This is a genomic window from Umezawaea sp. (genome assembly GCF_057122925.1).
The window spans coordinates 1-15,611 of sequence record NZ_DBNGPQ010000129.1; the positions used below are offsets into that span (position 1 = coordinate 1).

General features: G+C 70.2%; 17 protein-coding genes and 1 tRNA gene. 10 read left to right on the forward strand and 8 right to left on the reverse strand.

Features of this window, described 5'->3' with window-relative positions:
* Positions 1 to 160: 160 nt before the first annotated feature.
* From AC156L_RS29645 to AC156L_RS29655, 3 genes are all read right to left on the reverse strand, one after another.
* Positions 161 to 586, reverse strand: a complete 426-nt coding sequence (locus AC156L_RS29645) for an OsmC family protein (protein ID WP_330881014.1) — start codon at positions 584 to 586, stop codon at positions 161 to 163.
* 124 nt (positions 587 to 710) lie between these two features.
* Positions 711 to 783, reverse strand: a tRNA-Gly gene (locus AC156L_RS29650).
* 37 nt (positions 784 to 820) lie between these two features.
* A complete protein-coding gene (locus tag AC156L_RS29655; protein ID WP_330881011.1) occupies positions 821 to 1,219 on the reverse strand; it encodes a DUF7674 family protein in 399 nt (132 codons plus the stop codon).
* 227 nt (positions 1,220 to 1,446) lie between these two features.
* Here AC156L_RS29655 and AC156L_RS29660 point away from each other — a divergent pair, with 227 nt between their 5' ends.
* From AC156L_RS29660 to AC156L_RS29670, 3 genes are all read left to right on the forward strand, one after another.
* On the forward strand, positions 1,447 to 2,856 hold the full coding sequence (locus AC156L_RS29660; RefSeq protein ID WP_330881009.1) for a sigma-70 family RNA polymerase sigma factor: 1,410 nt from the start codon (positions 1,447 to 1,449) through the stop codon (positions 2,854 to 2,856).
* A gap of 125 nt (positions 2,857 to 2,981) precedes the next feature.
* Positions 2,982 to 3,419: a DUF983 domain-containing protein gene (locus AC156L_RS29665; RefSeq protein WP_330881007.1), complete on the forward strand. Its 438-nt coding sequence runs from the start codon at positions 2,982 to 2,984 to the stop codon at positions 3,417 to 3,419.
* 27 nt (positions 3,420 to 3,446) lie between these two features.
* On the forward strand, positions 3,447 to 4,310 hold the full coding sequence (locus AC156L_RS29670) for an Fpg/Nei family DNA glycosylase (protein ID WP_330881006.1): 864 nt from the start codon (positions 3,447 to 3,449) through the stop codon (positions 4,308 to 4,310).
* A 3-nt stretch (positions 4,311 to 4,313) separates the two neighbouring features.
* Here the strand turns inward: AC156L_RS29670 and AC156L_RS29675 are convergent, their stop codons facing one another.
* From AC156L_RS29675 to AC156L_RS29695, 5 genes are read right to left on the reverse strand one after another with little or no spacing between them, the layout of a single operon-like run.
* Positions 4,314 to 4,619 (reverse strand): DUF3140 domain-containing protein, encoded by a 306-nt coding sequence (locus AC156L_RS29675; protein WP_330881004.1) that lies wholly within the window; start codon positions 4,617 to 4,619, stop codon positions 4,314 to 4,316.
* The gene (locus AC156L_RS29680) at positions 4,616 to 4,816 is read right to left on the reverse strand and encodes a hypervirulence associated TUDOR domain-containing protein (protein WP_330881002.1); all 201 of its coding nucleotides are present in this window, start codon (positions 4,814 to 4,816) and stop codon (positions 4,616 to 4,618) included. The genes AC156L_RS29675 and AC156L_RS29680 overlap by 4 nt, the downstream gene beginning before the upstream one ends.
* A 23-nt stretch (positions 4,817 to 4,839) precedes the next feature.
* Entirely contained in the window at positions 4,840 to 5,442 is a 603-nt protein-coding gene (locus AC156L_RS29685) for a LutC/YkgG family protein (RefSeq protein ID WP_330881000.1), read from the reverse strand.
* Complete coding sequence (locus AC156L_RS29690) at positions 5,435 to 6,865, reverse strand: LutB/LldF family L-lactate oxidation iron-sulfur protein (RefSeq protein ID WP_330880998.1); 1,431 nt, start codon at positions 6,863 to 6,865, stop codon at positions 5,435 to 5,437. Before AC156L_RS29690 ends, AC156L_RS29685 begins: the two co-directional genes overlap by 8 nt.
* Positions 6,844 to 7,584: a (Fe-S)-binding protein gene (locus AC156L_RS29695; RefSeq protein WP_330880996.1), complete on the reverse strand. Its 741-nt coding sequence runs from the start codon at positions 7,582 to 7,584 to the stop codon at positions 6,844 to 6,846. Before AC156L_RS29695 ends, AC156L_RS29690 begins: the two co-directional genes overlap by 22 nt.
* Before the next feature lie 105 nt (positions 7,585 to 7,689).
* On the opposite strand from AC156L_RS29695, the gene AC156L_RS29700 reads away from it, so the two are divergent.
* From AC156L_RS29700 to AC156L_RS29730, 7 genes are all read left to right on the forward strand, one after another.
* A complete protein-coding gene (locus AC156L_RS29700; RefSeq protein ID WP_330880994.1) occupies positions 7,690 to 8,949 on the forward strand; it encodes a sensor histidine kinase in 1,260 nt (419 codons plus the stop codon).
* A gap of 372 nt (positions 8,950 to 9,321) precedes the next feature.
* Positions 9,322 to 10,191 carry a S49 family peptidase gene (locus AC156L_RS29705; RefSeq protein ID WP_330880992.1) on the forward strand — a complete coding sequence of 290 codons (870 nt, stop codon included), beginning with the start codon at positions 9,322 to 9,324 and terminating at the stop codon, positions 10,189 to 10,191.
* Positions 10,192 to 10,262: 71 nt separating this feature from the next.
* The gene (locus AC156L_RS29710) at positions 10,263 to 11,099 is read left to right on the forward strand and encodes a LytR/AlgR family response regulator transcription factor (RefSeq protein ID WP_330880990.1); all 837 of its coding nucleotides are present in this window, start codon (positions 10,263 to 10,265) and stop codon (positions 11,097 to 11,099) included.
* Positions 11,096 to 11,545: a hypothetical protein gene (locus AC156L_RS29715; RefSeq protein ID WP_330880988.1), complete on the forward strand. Its 450-nt coding sequence runs from the start codon at positions 11,096 to 11,098 to the stop codon at positions 11,543 to 11,545. The genes AC156L_RS29710 and AC156L_RS29715 overlap by 4 nt, the downstream gene beginning before the upstream one ends.
* 1 nt (position 11,546) lies before the next feature.
* Positions 11,547 to 13,337 carry a sodium/solute symporter gene (locus AC156L_RS29720; protein WP_484407465.1) on the forward strand — a complete coding sequence of 597 codons (1,791 nt, stop codon included), beginning with the start codon at positions 11,547 to 11,549 and terminating at the stop codon, positions 13,335 to 13,337.
* Between the two features lie 279 nt (positions 13,338 to 13,616).
* The gene (locus AC156L_RS29725; RefSeq protein ID WP_484407466.1) at positions 13,617 to 13,970 is read left to right on the forward strand and encodes a DUF485 domain-containing protein; all 354 of its coding nucleotides are present in this window, start codon (positions 13,617 to 13,619) and stop codon (positions 13,968 to 13,970) included.
* Entirely contained in the window at positions 13,967 to 15,553 is a 1,587-nt protein-coding gene (locus tag AC156L_RS29730) for a solute symporter family protein (RefSeq protein ID WP_484407467.1), read from the forward strand. Before AC156L_RS29725 ends, AC156L_RS29730 begins: the two co-directional genes overlap by 4 nt.
* Positions 15,554 to 15,611 lie beyond the last annotated feature (58 nt).

Consider the following 15,611-nt stretch of genomic DNA (forward strand, 5'->3'; position numbering starts at 1 on the left):
GGCGGCGAAGGCGGCACCCACCAGCGCGCCCACCGCGACCCTCCCCGGAAGCCCCCACAGCACCCGGACTGCCTATCTTGATCACCTGGTCGGGTCAAATCGTGATGTGCCAACGGGGACGGCTCGACCGGTGCCGGCCGAGCCGGTCCCCATCGGGAAATCAGACCAGCGTCGCGTCGAGCGTGATCGTCGTGCCCGCCAGCGCCTGGCTGACCGGGCAGTTCTTCTTCGCGCCCTCGGCGGCCTCGGCGAACGCGGCGGCGTCCAGACCGGGTACGGAGGCCCGCACCGTCAGGTGGATGCCGGTGATGCCCGTGCCGGGCTGGAAGGTCACCTCGGCCGAGGTGTCGACCGAGGTGGGCGGGGTGCCCGCGCCCGCGAGGCCGTGCGACAGCGCCATCGAGTAGCAGGACGAGTGCGCCGCGGCGATCAGCTCTTCCGGGCTGGTCTTGCCGTTGGCGGCCTCGGCGCGGGAGGGCCAGCTCACGTCGTAGGTGCCGATGCCGGACGACTCCAGCGTGACAGCGCCCTTGCCCTCCAGCAGGTTGCCTTCCCAGTGCGTGGTCGCCTTGCGCGTGGTGGCCATCTGAAAGCTCCGTCTCGAAGAGGTGTCTTCCTAACGGGGCCAAACCTAATCGCGGTCGCCGGAGCACGCGCCACGGGCATGAGAAAAGAGGCCAGTGCTCGGATGAGCACTGGCCTCTTCAACGAGCGGACGACGAGATTCGAACTCGCGACCCTCACCTTGGCAAGGTGATGCGCTACCAGCTGCGCCACGTCCGCACCGGTTTTCTTGGTGCGAGGTAACTATAGCCCAGCCTCAAACGGCATTTCGACCGGGGGGTCGTGTCTCGGCGATCAGCTGGTCCACCTCGGCCAACCGCTCCGTCGTCATGCGCCACTCCCACAGCGGTCGCACCCTGGTCACGACCTCGGGCGGCAGGCGGTGCGCCACGTCGTCGCGGAGGTCCCAGTCGTCGAACACGTGCTCGTAGAAGCTGACCATGATCGCGTTGGTGAGGAACTGCTCCGGCTGCTGGAAGCACCAGTGCGCGAAGCCGTAGACGCGCCGGAGGGTGTCCTCGTCCCGCGCCTGGTGGGCCTCCAGCGCGAGGTGCCAGACCTCGCCGAAGTACACGTGGCACGACCAGGACTCCTGCTCGACGACACCGCTCAGCTCGGGGAGCAGAGCTGCCGCTCTCGAACGCCAGTCGGCCACACGTCGGGAGGTTACCGGTTCACGGCTCGCGCGTGGACGCCGGCGAGATCACCCGACGCCGACCCGTGACCGGCTCGTCACCGGTGGTGGGACGAGCGGACTGGGCCGAACGTCCTACGCCGACCGGATGGTCTTCGGTACCGGCTCGGCTTCTTCCTCGGGCGGTAGGACCGGTTTGTGGCATGTTGACCTGGGAGCACGTGGCTGGGTGGAGGTGTCTGGTCGGGATGGCCGAGTACATCGATGGCACCGACGGCACCGAGGTCGACCGGGAACTGCTGGCCAGGGTTCGCGCCGGGGAGGACGCCGCCTACGGCGAGCTGTTCTCGCGGCACGCGGACGCCGTGAGGCGGTTCTCGCTGCGGCACGTCCGCGAACCCGCCGAGGCCGACGACCTGACCGCCGAGACGTTCTTCCGGGTGCTCCAGGCGATCCGCCGCGGCACCGGGCCCACCGACCACGTCCGCACGTACCTGCTGACGGTCGCCCGCCGCGTCGCGTGGGAGTGGAGCGGGCGCCGCCGCGACGTCCCGGTGGACGACGAGGAGCTGAACAGGCGGGTCGAGCCGTACGCCGACGCCACCGCCCAGCGGGCCGAGTACTCGCTGATCGGCCGCGCGTTCACCAGCCTGCCCGAGCGCTGGCGCACGGTCCTGTGGCAGGTCGAGGTCGAGGGGGAGCGGCCGTCCGCGGTCGCGCCGCTGTTCGGCCTCAGCGCCAACGCCATGTCCGCGCTCGCCCGCCGCGCCCGCGAAGGCCTGCGCGCCGCCTACCTCCAGGCCCACCTCGCCGAGGACCGCGGCGGGGAGTCGTGCGCGTCGGTGCTGGCCAAGCTCGGCTCGTACACGGCGGGGGGCGTCCAGGGCGCCGAGCACCTCCGCATCCGCAAGCACCTCCGCACGTGCGCCCGGTGCAGCGCGCTGCACGACGAGCTGACCGAGGTCTGCTCCGCGCTGCGCGCGCACGCCGCGCACCTCGGCGTCCCGGTGGCCGCGACCGCTCTGGTCGGCGCCCAGGTGGCGTCGGTCGCCGTGGCGGGCAAGGCCGCGTGGCTCGGCGGCCGGGTGAAGCTCGTGCTCGCGGGAGCCGCGTCCGCCGCGGCCGTCGGCGTGTTCAGCCTGCTCGCGGGCCTGTTCACCGGCTCACCGGGGCCGGGGGTGATCCGCGCCGACCAGGACGCGCCGCACGGGTTGCAGCTCGTGATCACCACCAGCGCCACCACGACGTCCAGCCAGCCGCCCGGCGCGATCGTCGCGCTGCCGCCCAGCTCCGACGAGGTCGACCAGCCGCGGCACCAAGAGGTGGCCGCTCCGCCCGCCGCGGCGCGGCAGCACGGCGACCGGGGTGCCCCGACGCCGGTCGGGGGGTCGGCGGCCACCCTGACCGGGGAGCCGGACGAGCCTGCGGGCGAGGTGGGGGAGCAGGTCGTCGTGGAGAGCTCCGACTCCGGGGTGCCGGTCGAGCTGAACGAGTCCACCACCGGGACGCCGACCACCGCGGTCCCGACGAAGTCGCTCGGCAGCGCGTCCACCACCGCGTCGGCCAGCGGTTCGCCCACCCCCACCACGGTGATCATCCGGCCGACCTCGACGCCGCCGCCGTACCCGACCTACGGGACCGCCTACCGCGCGGAGTGACTGGCACAATTCGCGATCACTCCCCGCCACGACGAGGCCCCGCCGGTTCACCCGCCGGGTGCAGCGCTTTGCGGGTAGCGTTGACCCAACGCTGAGTGATCGCTCGTGAGGCCTAGGAGACGGTGATGACGCGGCTGGTGCGCGGTGCGGACGGCCGGATGTGGACGGTGCGCAGCCGGATCGAGTGGCGCAACCCGTCCCCCGACGGCGACTTCGAGCACGACGTGAGCGGGGGCCAGGGCCCCGGCGTCATGATGATGCTGATCGTCATCGTGATGGGCGTGGTGCTCGTCTCGTGGACACCCGAGCAGGTCGTCGTGCCCGCGTGGCTGATCCTGGCGCTGATCTTCCTGTTCCTGTTCTTCCCGGTCCGCTGGAGCCTGCGCAGGCCGTGGACGCTGGTCGCGGAGTCGAAGGCGACGGCCGACGAGCAGCCGCCGGAGCTGTGGATGGGCCAGGTCCGCGGGGTGCTCACCGTGCGCCAGGAGGCGTCCAAGGTGTCGCGGAACATCGAGATGTACTCCCTGCCGGACGTCGAGGGTCCGCTGCAACCGGTCGACTGATCGGCGTCCACGGGTGACACTGGGCTGGTGCCGGAACTACCAGAGGTCGAGGCGCTGGCCCACCACCTGCGCGAACACGCCGTCGGGCGGACGGTGCACCGCGTGGACGTCGCGTCCACGCAGGTGCTGAAGACGTTCGACCCGCCGTGGACGGCGCTGGTCGGCCGTCCCGTCACGGGCGCGGGCAGGCACGGCAAGCACCTGGACCTGGACTGCGACGGGATCCACCTGGTCGTGCACCTGGCCCGCGCGGGCTGGTTGCGCTGGTCGGAGACCACGTCCGCGCCACCGCCCAAACCCGGTCGCGGTCCGCTGGCGCTGCGCGTCCACCTCGGTCCGCCCGGCGAGGGGCCCGGCTTCGACCTGACCGAGGCGGGCACGAAGAAGGGCCTGGCCGCGTGGATCGTCCGCGATCCGGCCGAGGTCCCGAGCATCGCCCGCCTGGGTCCGGACGCGCTGAGCCTGAGCCGCGACGACCTCGCGTCGCTGCTCGAAGGCCGCGGCGAGCGGTTGAAGACGGCCCTCACCGACCAGACGCTGCTCGCGGGCATCGGCAACGCCTACTCCGACGAGATCATGCACACCGCGCGGCTCTCGCCGTACGCCACGGCGGGCAAGCTCGCCGACGACAAGCTGGACCAGCTCCACGAGGCCGTGACGACCGTCCTCACCGACGCCGTCAGCCGTTCGGTGGGGCAGTCGGCGGCCACCCTCAAGGGCGAGAAGCGCTCCGGCCTCCGCGTCCACGCCCGCACCGGCCTGCCGTGCCCGGTCTGCGGCGACACCGTCCGCGAGGTCTCGTTCGCCGACAAGGCGTTCCAGTACTGCCCGACCTGCCAGACCGGCGGCAAACCGCTGGCCGACCGCAGGATGTCGCGCCTGCTGAAGTGACGCTCAGGGCTTCAGCGGGTCGTGGCCCCAGTTCATCAGCGAGTACCGCCACCGCGTGTCCTCGACGTCGCCGGAGGGACGCTGGGCGAGGTGGCGGTGGACGTAGCCCACGACCTTGGCCATGTGCTCCTCGTCGGCGTCGGTCAGGTCGGCCTTCTTCTTGCCCAGGATGTCGACGATCCGCCGCCCGGAGCGGTGGCCGACCGACTCGCCTCCGTCGGACTGGCCGACCGACTTCGACTCGTCGGTGTCCAGCCAGCGCTCCAGTTCCGAGGCGGTCATGTTGACGGCCTCGCTGAACCCGGTCACGACTTCTCCCGCAGCGCGTCCGGCTTGTGCACCGCGTCCTTGCCGGTCTTGTCGCTCCTCACCCGGTACTGCGGTTCGTCCTCCGAAGCCCGCACGGTCCGGCCCGCGGCCTCGGTGTCCGAGGTGATCTCCTCGACCACCTCGCCCCGCACGCGCTGACCGTGGCTGGACCAGGAGACCTTGTCGCCTTTTTCCATGCACCGAGTGTCGGCCGAACGGCTCAGTCCCGCAGGATGATCACTTCCAGCGTGCGCGGTCCGTGCACGCCCTCCACCCGGTCCAGCTCGATGTCGCTGGTGGCCGACGGGCCGCTGATGAACGTCAGCGGGCGCACGGGGTCCAGGCGGGCCAGGGCCTCCGGTACGGTCGCCGCCACCTGGGACTCGCGCACGACGCACAGGTGGTAGTCCGGCAGCAGCGTCAGCACCCGCCTGCCCTGGGCCTCACCGGCGTCGAGCACGATCGTGCCCGTGTCGGCGATGGCCACCGCGCACCCCGTGAGCACGCCGTCCGAGCCGTCCAGCTCCTCGACGGTCAGCGGCGGCGAGTCGGCGAGCCACGTCACCGACGGGACCAGCCAGGACGCGGGCAGGTCGGTGGGCGCGACGATCCGGCGCCCGGCCAGCAGCGACCCGATCAGTTCGACCAGCCCGTCGGACGCCACCCGGTGCACGGTCGCGCGGTAGTCGGCGACCCGTTCGGCGAGCAGGTCCAGCGACCCCGGCCCGGTCCGGTGGTACCCGCGGGGCACCACCACCGGTGCCGACCGGTCGCCGAGGGCCCCTCGGATGCGGGCCAGGACCTCGGTGCGCGCGTCAGCCACGGTTCTCCTTCCACCAGGCGCGGAACGACTGCTTCGGCGGCACGGGCGCGTCGCGCGACGACGTCCACGCGGCGCCGGGACCGGGCAGGCGGGTGATGCGGCCGTTGCGGCTGACCAGCTTGGCGAACGTGGCCAGCTTCTGCGCGCGCTCGTACCGGCTGGGCGAGCTGAACACCCACGCGGCGGCGGCCATCGCGATCGACTCGGGCGAGCGGCCTCGGGCCTTGACGGACCGCGCCCGCAGGTGGGTCAGGACCTCGGGGATGTTGATCCGGACCGGGCACACCTCGAAGCAGGCGCCGCACAGCGAGGACGCGAACGGCAGCGACGCGGCCTGCGCGTCGTGCGGGTCGTCCACGAGCTGCGGCGTGAGGATCGCGCCGATCGGGCCCGGGTACACGGAGCCGTACGACTCGCCGCCGGTGCGCTCGTACACCGGGCACACGTTGAGGCACGCCGAGCAGCGGATGCAGCGCAGCGCCTGCCTGCCGACCTCGTCGGCGAGCGTGGCCGTGCGGCCGTTGTCGAGCAGCACCAGGTGGAACCGCTGCGGCCCGTCGCCGGGCGTCACGCCGGTCCACACCGAGGTGTAGGGGTTCATCCGCTCGGCCGTCGACGACCGGGGCAGCAGCTGGAGGAACACCTCCAGGTCGGACCACGTCGGCACCAGCTTCTCGATGCCCATCACCGTGATCAGGGTTTCCGGGAGCGTCAGGCACATGCGGCCGTTGCCCTCGGACTCCAGCACCACGATCGACCCGGTGTCGGCGACCGCGAAGTTCGCGCCCGACACGGCCACCCTCGCCGACAGGAACTTCCGCCGCAGGTGCGCCCGCGCGGCCTCGGCCAGGTCGCGGGGCTCGTCGGTCAGGCCGTCCGGCACGTCCGGCATCTCGCGGCGGAAGATCTCGCGGATCTCCGAGCGGTTGCGGTGGATGGCGGGCACCAGGATGTGCGACGGCCGGTCGTTCCCGAGCTGCACGATCAGCTCGGCCAGGTCGGTCTCGATCGCCGTCACACCACCGGCTTCGAGCGCCTCGTTGAGCCCGATCTCGGCGGTGGCCATCGACTTGACCTTGACCACCTCGTCGGACCCGGTCTCGCGGACCAGCCGCAGCACGATCTCGTTCGCCTCGGCCGCGTCCCGCGCCCAGTGCACGACACCGCCGCGCTCGGTCACGGACTTCTCCAGCCGCTCCAGGTAGACGTCGAGGTTGGCCAGCACCTCGTCCTTCAGCGCCTCACCGGCCAGCCGCAGGTCCTCCCAGTCGGTCATCTCCCCGACCGCGGCGGCACGGCGGCCGCGGATCGTGCCCGTGGCCCTGCGCAGGTTGCCGCGCAGCTGCGTGTTCGCCAGCGCGGTCCGGGCGGCGTCCGGGAACTTCGGACTGCCCAGCCACGTCACCGGGTTGCGGGTGCCCACGGCTCCTCCTCGGTGCTCGCCAGGATCTCGGCCAGGTGCACCGTCCGCACGCCCGCGCGCAGCCGCGACAGCCCACCGCCGATGTGCATCAGGCACGAGTTGTCGCCCGCCGTCAACACCTCCGAGCCGGTGTCGAGCACGTGCCGCATCTTGTCCGACAGCATCGCCGTGGACGTGTCGGCGTTCTTCACCGCGAACGTCCCGCCGAAGCCGCAGCACGACTCGGCGTCCGGCAGAGCCACCAGGTCCAGCCCGCGCACGGCCCTGAGCAGCGACAACGGCTTGTCGCCGACGCCGAGCATCCGCAGCGAGTGGCACGTCGGGTGGTAGGTGACGCGGTGCGGGAAGTACGCGCCGACGTCCGTCACGCCGAGCACGTCGACCAGGAACTCCGACAGCTCGTAGGTCGGCGCGGGCCGCGACCCGAGCTGCGGGTGGATGTCGCGCACCATCCCCGTGCAGGACCCGGACGGGATGATCACCGCGTCGTAGCCGGTGAACGTCCGCTCGTACGCCCCGGCCAGTCCGCGCGCGTGGTCGGGGTAGCCGGTGTTGAAGTGCATCTGCCCGCAGCACGTCTGGTCGAGCGGGAATTCCACCGAGCACCCCAGCCGCTCCAGCAGCGTCACGACGGCCCGCGCCGTCGCCGGGTACAACGTGTCAGTCAGGCATGTTGCGAACAAAGCGACCTTCGGCGACTTCTCGACAACCTTCTGCACACCGCCACTTTTGCCGCTGAGTCATCGGATGTCTACCCGAAGCAGTGGACCGTACGGGCGTTGGGGGCCGGAGGCCCTTGCCGAGAGGGCACCTGACGGAACAGCATGGTCGGTGTGGGTGACCTGTTGGCCGAGAGGACGGTGCTCGGCGTCATCGCGACGTTGGCCGTCCTCGGCCTCTTCGTGATGCTCTGCCGTGCTCGACGCGTGAGCACCTCCGTGGAAGACGCCGTCATGGACATGCTGCACCGCATGTCGAAGGCGTCGGCCGACCTGCGCGAGGGCCTGACCCAGGAGGCGGCGGACAAGGCGACACCCCACCTGCGCGAGATGCTGAGGTGCGTGGCGGTGGGCATCACCGACCACGAGGGCACCCTGCTCTCGTGGGACGGCGGCGCCAACGACCACTACGAGTTCCTCCAGGAGTACATCGCCAGGGCGATCACCGAGGGCCACAAGGAACACGTGGACCACCGCAAGCTCGGCTGCGAGCTACCGGGACCGTGCTCGTTGCACAGCGCCGTGGTCGTGCCGCTGGTGGTGGAGAACGACGTGGCCGGAACGCTCATCGTGATCAGCGGGGTGGCCAACAAGCGCCAGATCCGCATGGCCGAGGAAACAGCCCGCTTCGTCTCCACCCAGCTGGAGCTGGAGGTCTTGCAGAAGTCCCGCCAGGCCCTGGCCCAGGCGGAGGTGAAGGCTCTGCGGGCCCAGATCTCGCCCCACTTCGTCTACAACGCGCTGAACACCATCTCGTCCCTGATCCGCACCGACCCGGCCCACGCCAGGGAACTGCTCCAGGAATTCGCGGAGTTCACGCGCTACTCGTTCAGGACGGACGGCTTCTTCACCACCCTCGCCGACGAGCTGACCAACATCCACCGCTACCTCACCATCGAACAGGCGAGGTACGGCCCGAGGCTCAACGTCCGCCTCAGGATCGCCCCGGAAGTCCTCCAGGTGGTCCTGCCGTTCCTGGTGCTCCAGCCCTTGGTGGAGAACGCGGTGAGGCACGGCATCGCGAAGAAGCCGGGCGGCGGCCTCCTCACCATCATCGCCGAGGACAACGGCGCGGAAGCACTGATCAGCGTCGAGGACGACGGTGTCGGCATGGACCCGGACCGCCTCTTCGACGACCTCAAGGACGCCCACCAGACAGGCGCGCACGTAGGCCTGGGCAACATCAACGACCGCATGAGGGCGGTCTTCGGCGACGAGTACGCGCTGGTGGTCGAAACGGCGCCGGAAGCGGGGATGAAGATCATCCTCAAGATCCCCAAGTACAGCAGGGGCGTACGCACCAACCTGACGCTGGTGCAGCCGACGATGGAGGACACCAGCGAACAACCGGTGATCAGGGCGTAGGGGCGAGCGGCACCCGGCGCGAGCCGCGGCCACCACCGCTGGGACCGGCGGCCACCACCGGATCCGCTGGGACCAGCGGCCTGCCACCCGGCGGGCGGGAACCGACAACACCCGAACCAGCGGCACTCACCGAGCGGCGGCGGCCAACACGGTCACCAGCATCACCGCGCACACGCACCACAGGATCCACATCCAGTAGACACCCATGGGCGAAGGCCCGTCCGCGTTCTGCCGACCCCGGTCGTCCCACCACTCGACGTACCGCTCTAGCCATCGGATCGGGTTAAACGTCATGGGCGACCTCGCCGTGGTTGCGCTGGTCCCCGATGCTAACCGCGCGAACCCCACCCCGCCGCACGTAGGGTCGTGGTCATGAGCAGCGTGACTGACAAGATCGCGGCCCGCCTTCCGAAGATCGTCGGCGAGCGGGGCGAGCGGACGCCGGTCGTCGCGGCCGTGCGGTTGCACGGGGTGATCACGCCGACGCCCACGCCGATGGCGCGGAACTCGATCAGCCTCCAGAACCTGGAGACCGCGCTCACGCGCGCGTTCGAGCACGACCGGCTCCTCGCGGTCGCGCTGCTGATCAACTCACCGGGTGGTGCGCCGACGCAGTCCGCGCTCGTGGCCGAGCGCATCAGGGAGCTGGCGGACAAGAAGGGGGTTCCCGTGCTGGCGTTCTGCGAGGACCTCGCGGCGTCGGGCGGGTACTGGCTGGCGTGCGCGGGCGACGAGATCTACGCGCACGGGACGTCGATGGTCGGTTCGATCGGTGTCGTGAGCGCCGGGTTCGGGCTCAACGGGCTGCTGGAGCGCTACGGCGTGGACCGCCGGGTCTACACGGCCGGGGCGAACAAGGTCCGGCTCGACCCGTTCCAGGCGGAGAAGCCCGAGGACGTCGAGTGGCTGAGGAGCCTGCACGGCCAGCTGCACTCGCAGTTCATCGACTGGGTGAAGGAGCGCCGCGGTGCCAAGCTGACCGCCGCCGACGACGAGCTGTTCACCGGTGAGGTCTGGACGGGGGTGCGGGCGGCCGAGTTGGGGCTCGTCGACGGCATCGGGACCGTTCGGAGCGTCGTCGCGAAGAGGTTCCCGGACGCCGAGATCACCATCGCGGAGCCGAAGAAGAACCTCCTCAGCCGCCTCGGACTGGCCGGAGCCACCACCCGATCGGGGGACTTCGTGCTCGACGGTTTGGCGGCGCTGGAGGAACGTGCGCGCTGGTCCCGATTCGGATTGTGAGATCAAGGTTCTCCAACGGCTGGTCGGTGGCGTAGACACGACCCCTCGCGGATGGGCAAGATGCGCACACAGTGAGCACCCACGACAACACCGGTCTCCTCGTCCTGGCGGTGGACGACGAGGCGCCAGGTCTGAGCGAGATCAAGTTCCTGCTGGAGAGCAGCCCGCACATCCGCCGTGTGCTGACGGCCTTCGACGCCGCTGAGGCGCTGCGCATACTGCGCGGCGACTACGACGACGAGGTCATGCAGCGCACGAAGGACGGTCGGCCTCCGGTGGACGCGGTCTTCGCGGACATCAACATGCCGGGGCTGAGCGGAACCGACCTGGCGCGGGTGCTGAACGCGTTCCGCGCGCCGCCCGCCCTCGTGTTCGTGACCGGGGTCGAGCACTCGGAGGCCGTCGTCGCCTTCGAGGTCGGCGCGCTGGACTTCGTGACGAAGCCGATCAACGACGACCGCGTCAACAAGGCCATCTCCCGCGTGGTCGACCGGGTGAACCAGACACCGGCGGTGGCACCGGAGAACCAGCCCGCGTACGTCGAGCCGACGGACGAGGAGGTCATCCCCGTCGAACTGGGCGGGACGATCAAACTGGTCCCGAGGGCCACGGTGCGGTTCGTCGAGGCGCAGGGCGACTACGCTCGCCTGCACACCGCCGAGGGCAGCCACCTGGTCCGGATCCCGCTGGCGCAGCTCGAAGAGCGCTGGGCCAACGCGGGCTTCGTCCGCATCCACCGGTCCTACCTGGTGGCCCTGCCCCTGGTGAGCGAACTGCGCATGACGTCGAACGGCTACGCGGTCGTCATCGGCAGCGGTGCCGACGCCAAGGAGTTGCCGGTGAGCCGCAGGCACACGCGGGAGTTGAAGGAGCGAATCGTGCGTCCGCCCAAGAGCAGTTGGGGATGACCAGGCACGACATCGGGTCCGGTCCGCCCGGACAACCGGACCAGCCGCAGCCGGGGGAACGCGACTCCCCGCTGGAGGCGTCCGGCCGCAAGCAGCGGCGCCGCCGCGTCGTGCTGGCCGACAGCAAGGGCCGCGGCAGGGCCATGCGCACGATCATAGAGCTGGAGGAGCAGACCAGCGTCGGTGAGAAGCTGGTGCGCGACCTGATCAACCAGCAGCTTCGCACGGCGTTCCTGCTCGGCGGCAGCACCCTGCTGTTCCTGTGCCTGCTGCCCGCGCTGTTCCTGTGGGTGCCCGCGCTCTCCGACGTGCAGCTCGTCGGCGTGCGGCTGCCCTGGATCGTCCTGGGACTGGTGCCGTTCCCGCTGTTCTACGCCATCGGGTTCTGGTTCCGCCGCACCGCCGAGCGCCACGAGCGCGACTTCGTGAGCATGGTCGACCGCTGACATGACCCAGGACCTGTGGAGCCTCTCCGGCGTCGTCGTGGTCGCGGTGGTCACGTTCCTGCTCGGCTACGTCGGTTCCCGGCGGGCCAACTCCACCCCGGACTTCCTGGTCGCCCGCCGCGCGGTGCCGTCCACCCGCAACGCCGCCGCCATCTCCGGCGAGTACCTGTCCGCGGCCTCGTTCCTCGGTGTCGCGGGCCTCGTCCTCAAGGACGGCATCGACGCGATCTGGTACCCGATCGGCTTCACCGCCGGGTACCTCGCGCTGATGCTGTTCGTCGCCGCGCCGCTGCGCCGGTCCGGTGCGTACACCCTGCCGGACTTCGCGGAAGCCAGGCTCGGCTCGACCGGTCTGCGGCACGTGTGCACGTTCTTCGTGGTCTGCATCGGCGTCCTCTACCTGGTGCCGCAGCTCCAGAGCGCGGGGCTGACGCTGAACACGATCACCGGTCTCCCCGCGTGGCTCGGGGGTGCGGTCGTCACGGTGATCGTGGTGGTCAACGTGCTCGGCGGCGGGATGCGGGCGATCACGCTGGTCCAGGCGTTCCAGTACTGGGGCAAGCTGTTCGCCATCGCCGCGCCGACGTTCATCCTGTTCGTGGTGTTCCTCGGCGGCCCGAGCAGCGGTGCGCAGACGATCGACGACAACGGGCTGCTGCGGTTCCACGAGGACGTCACGTTCACCACCGGCGACCCGGTCCGCGTCCGGGTGTCCGAGCCGATCATGCTCGACGTGCGCGGCGTGGTCGACGGGACGCCGACCGACGGTCCGGTGCTCTGGAACAAGGGCGTCTACACGCTCGCCGCGGACACGCGGCTCAGCGTCGAGGCCGGCAGCGCCGTCCCGGTGGTCGACGGTGTGCCGACGACGAACGAGAGCTGGCTGAAGCCGCAGCAGGACGGCCTGTTCGGCCTGTTCGAGACGTACTCGCTGATCTTCGCGACGTTCCTCGGCACCATGGGCCTCCCGCACGTGCTGGTGCGGTTCTACACGAACCCGGACGGCACGGCGGCCCGCCGGACGGCGCTGCACGTGCTCTACCTGCTCGGCCTGTTCTACATCTTCCCCACGGTGCTGGGCGTGATCTCCCGCCAGTTCCTGCCGCAGCTGCTCGTGACCGGCAAGACCGACGCCGCCGTGCTGATGCTGCCCAGCACGGTGCTGCCCAACCTCGGCGGCCAGATCCTCGGCGCGGTCGTCGCCGCGGGCGCGTTCGCGGCGTTCCTGTCGACCTCGTCCGGCCTGGTCGTGAGCGTCGCCGGGGTGGTGTCGACGGACATCCTGCCGGGCAAGGTGCGCGACTTCCGGTGGGCGACGGTGCTGACCGGCGCGGTCGCCATCGGCCTCGCGCTGCTGCTGCCGCGCGGCGACGCGTCCCTCACGGTCGCGATGTCGTTCGCCCTGGCCGCGTCGACGTTCTGCCCGATGCTCGTGCTGGGCATCTGGTGGCGCGGGCTCACGTGGGTCGGCGCCGTCTACGGGCTGGTGGTCGGCGGCGGGCTGGTGATCACCGCCCAGGTCCTGACCGTGGTCAGCAGCTACACCGGTCACTGGGCGCCGTCGGTCACGGCGCAGCCCGCGCTGATCACCGTGCCCATCGCGTTCATCACCATGATCGTCGTCAGCAAGGGCACCCGACGGCGGCGGCCGGAGGACGTGAACCAGATCCTGCTGCGCCTGCACGCCCCCGACCCGCTCGGTTTCATCCAGGACCGGGACGTCGCCCGCTTCGGCTCGGTGGAGGAGAAGGCGCGGCTCGACCTGAAGCACCGGGGCGGACCCCGCTCCTGACCTCAGCCTTTGGTATCGGAGTGTTAGCAAGGTCTCAAATGGGTGAGCCTCGGTGTATCGATCTGGTTAACGGTGAGGTTTGTCCGATGAAGGGCAATTCGTCTCAGCAGCAGTACCGCTCATCGCATCACTCGACAGTTGGGCGCAATGAACCCAACGGGGACTTACAGCCAGTAGCCGCAGGTCTCTACGGTGCAGCCCGTACCTGAAGCACCTCAGGGAGGCATCACGTGCCCGTCACGTTGCTGACACCTACGACACGGACGCGAGGAGGGGACTGTGAGCACTGCTGAGCACCCCCCAGCAGAGTCGAATCACCTCGGCGAGCACGACTGGGAAGTGGTCCAGGCGAGCCCCGAATTCGTGGAACTGCGTCGCAGGCTGCGCAGCTTCGTCTTCCCGATGGCAGGCCTCTTCCTGGTCTGGTACCTCCTCTACGTGCTGCTGGCCGACTACGCGCACGGCTTCATGTCGACCAAGGTCATCGGCAACATCAACGTCGGGCTGATCTTCGGCCTCCTCCAGTTCGTGTCGACGTTCGCGATCACGACGCTCTACGTGCGGCACGCCAACAAGAACCTCGACCCCGCGGCCGAGAAGATCCGCAACGAGCTCGAAGGCGGCCACGCGTGAACAACAACCCGGTGCTGAACATCAGCATCTTCGCCGTGTTCGTGGTGATCACCCTCGTCGTCGTCATCCGGGCGAGCCGCAACCAGAAGACGGCGGCCGACTACCTCGCCGCCGGTCGCGCGTTCACCGGGCCGCAGAACGGCATCGCCATCGCGGGCGACTACCTGTCCGCCGCGTCGTTCCTCGGCATCGCGGGCGCCATCGCGCTGAACGGCTACGACGGCTTCCTCTACTCCATCGGCTTCCTGGTCGCGTGGCTCGTCGCGCTGCTGCTGGTCGCGGAACTGCTCCGCAACACCGGCAAGTACACGATGGGCGACGTGCTGGCGTTCCGCATGAGGCAGCGCCCGGTGCGCGCCGCGGCGGCGACGTCGACCATGGCCGTGTCCTTCTTCTACCTGCTGGCCCAGATGGCGGGCGCGGGCGGCCTCGTGGCGCTGCTGCTCAACGTCACCGGCAAGGGCGGCCAGGCGATCGTGATCGCCGTGGTCGGCGCGCTGATGATCGCCTACGTGCTCATCGGCGGCATGAAGGGCACCACCTGGGTGCAGATCATCAAGGCCGTGCTGCTGATCATCGGCGCGGGCATCATGACCGTCTGGGTGCTCGCCAAGTACGGCTTCAACCTGTCGACGCTGCTCGGCGCGGCCGTCGACAACGCCCCGAAGTTCGGCGAGAAGATCCTCGGCCCCGGCCTCCAGTACGGCGCGACCGGCACGAGCAAGCTCGACTTCCTGTCGCTCGGCCTGGCGCTGGTGCTCGGCACCGCGGGCCTGCCGCACATCCTGATGCGCTTCTACACGGTCCCGACCGCGAAGGAAGCCCGTCGCTCCGTGGTGTGGGCGATCTGGCTGATCGGCCTGTTCTACCTGTTCACGCTGGTCCTCGGCTACGGCGCCGGTGCGCTGGTCGGCCCGGACGCGATCAACGCCGCACCCGGCAAGGCCAACTCGGCTGCACCGCTGCTCGCCGAAGCGCTCGGAGGCCCGATCCTGCTGGGTCTGATCGCGGCGGTCGCGTTCGCCACGATCCTCGCCGTGGTGGCGGGTCTGACGATCACCGCGTCGGCGTCGTTCGCCCACGACATCTACGCCAACATCATCAAGAAGGGCGCGGTGGAGGACAAGGAAGCGGAGGTCACCGTCGCCCGGCGCACCGCCGTGGTGATCGGTGTCGTGGCCATCGTCGGCGGCATCGCCGCCAACGGCCAGAACATCGCCTTCCTGGTCGCGCTCGCGTTCGCGGTGGCCGCGTCCGCGAACCTGCCCACGATCCTGTACTCCCTGTTCTGGAAGCGCTTCAACACCAGCGGCGCGCTCTGGAGCATCTACGGCGGCCTGTCGGTCACGATCCTGCTGATCGTCCTGTCGCCCGCCGTGTCCGGGAAGCCGACCTCGATGTTCCCGACGGCGGACTTCGACCTGTTCCCGCTGTCGAACCCCGGCATCGTGTCGATCCCGCTCTCGTTCATCCTCGGCTACCTCGGCACGGTCCTCTCCAAGGAGAAGGACCCGGCCAAGTACGCGGAGATGGAGGTGCGCGCCCTCACCGGCGTCGGCGCCGAGAAGGCGGTCGCGCACTAGCGCCGCCCGTCCCCACGCCGGCCCGTCACCCTTTCGAGGCACTGTCCTCGGGTGGCGG

Coding starts and splice junctions, on each gene's coding strand:
- AC156L_RS29645 (WP_330881014.1), bottom strand. CDS start 586: ATGGCCACCACGCGCAAGGCGACCACGCACTGGGAAGGCAACCTGCTG.
- AC156L_RS29715 (WP_330880988.1), top strand. CDS start 11,096: ATGACCAGGCACGACATCGGGTCCGGTCCGCCCGGACAACCGGACCAG.
- AC156L_RS29700 (WP_330880994.1), top strand. CDS start 7,690: ATGGTCGGTGTGGGTGACCTGTTGGCCGAGAGGACGGTGCTCGGCGTC.
- AC156L_RS29720 (WP_484407465.1), top strand. CDS start 11,547: ATGACCCAGGACCTGTGGAGCCTCTCCGGCGTCGTCGTGGTCGCGGTG.
- AC156L_RS29660 (WP_330881009.1), top strand. CDS start 1,447: ATGGCCGAGTACATCGATGGCACCGACGGCACCGAGGTCGACCGGGAA.
- AC156L_RS29680 (WP_330881002.1), bottom strand. CDS start 4,816: ATGGAAAAAGGCGACAAGGTCTCCTGGTCCAGCCACGGTCAGCGCGTG.
- AC156L_RS29705 (WP_330880992.1), top strand. CDS start 9,322: ATGAGCAGCGTGACTGACAAGATCGCGGCCCGCCTTCCGAAGATCGTC.
- AC156L_RS29665 (WP_330881007.1), top strand. CDS start 2,982: ATGACGCGGCTGGTGCGCGGTGCGGACGGCCGGATGTGGACGGTGCGC.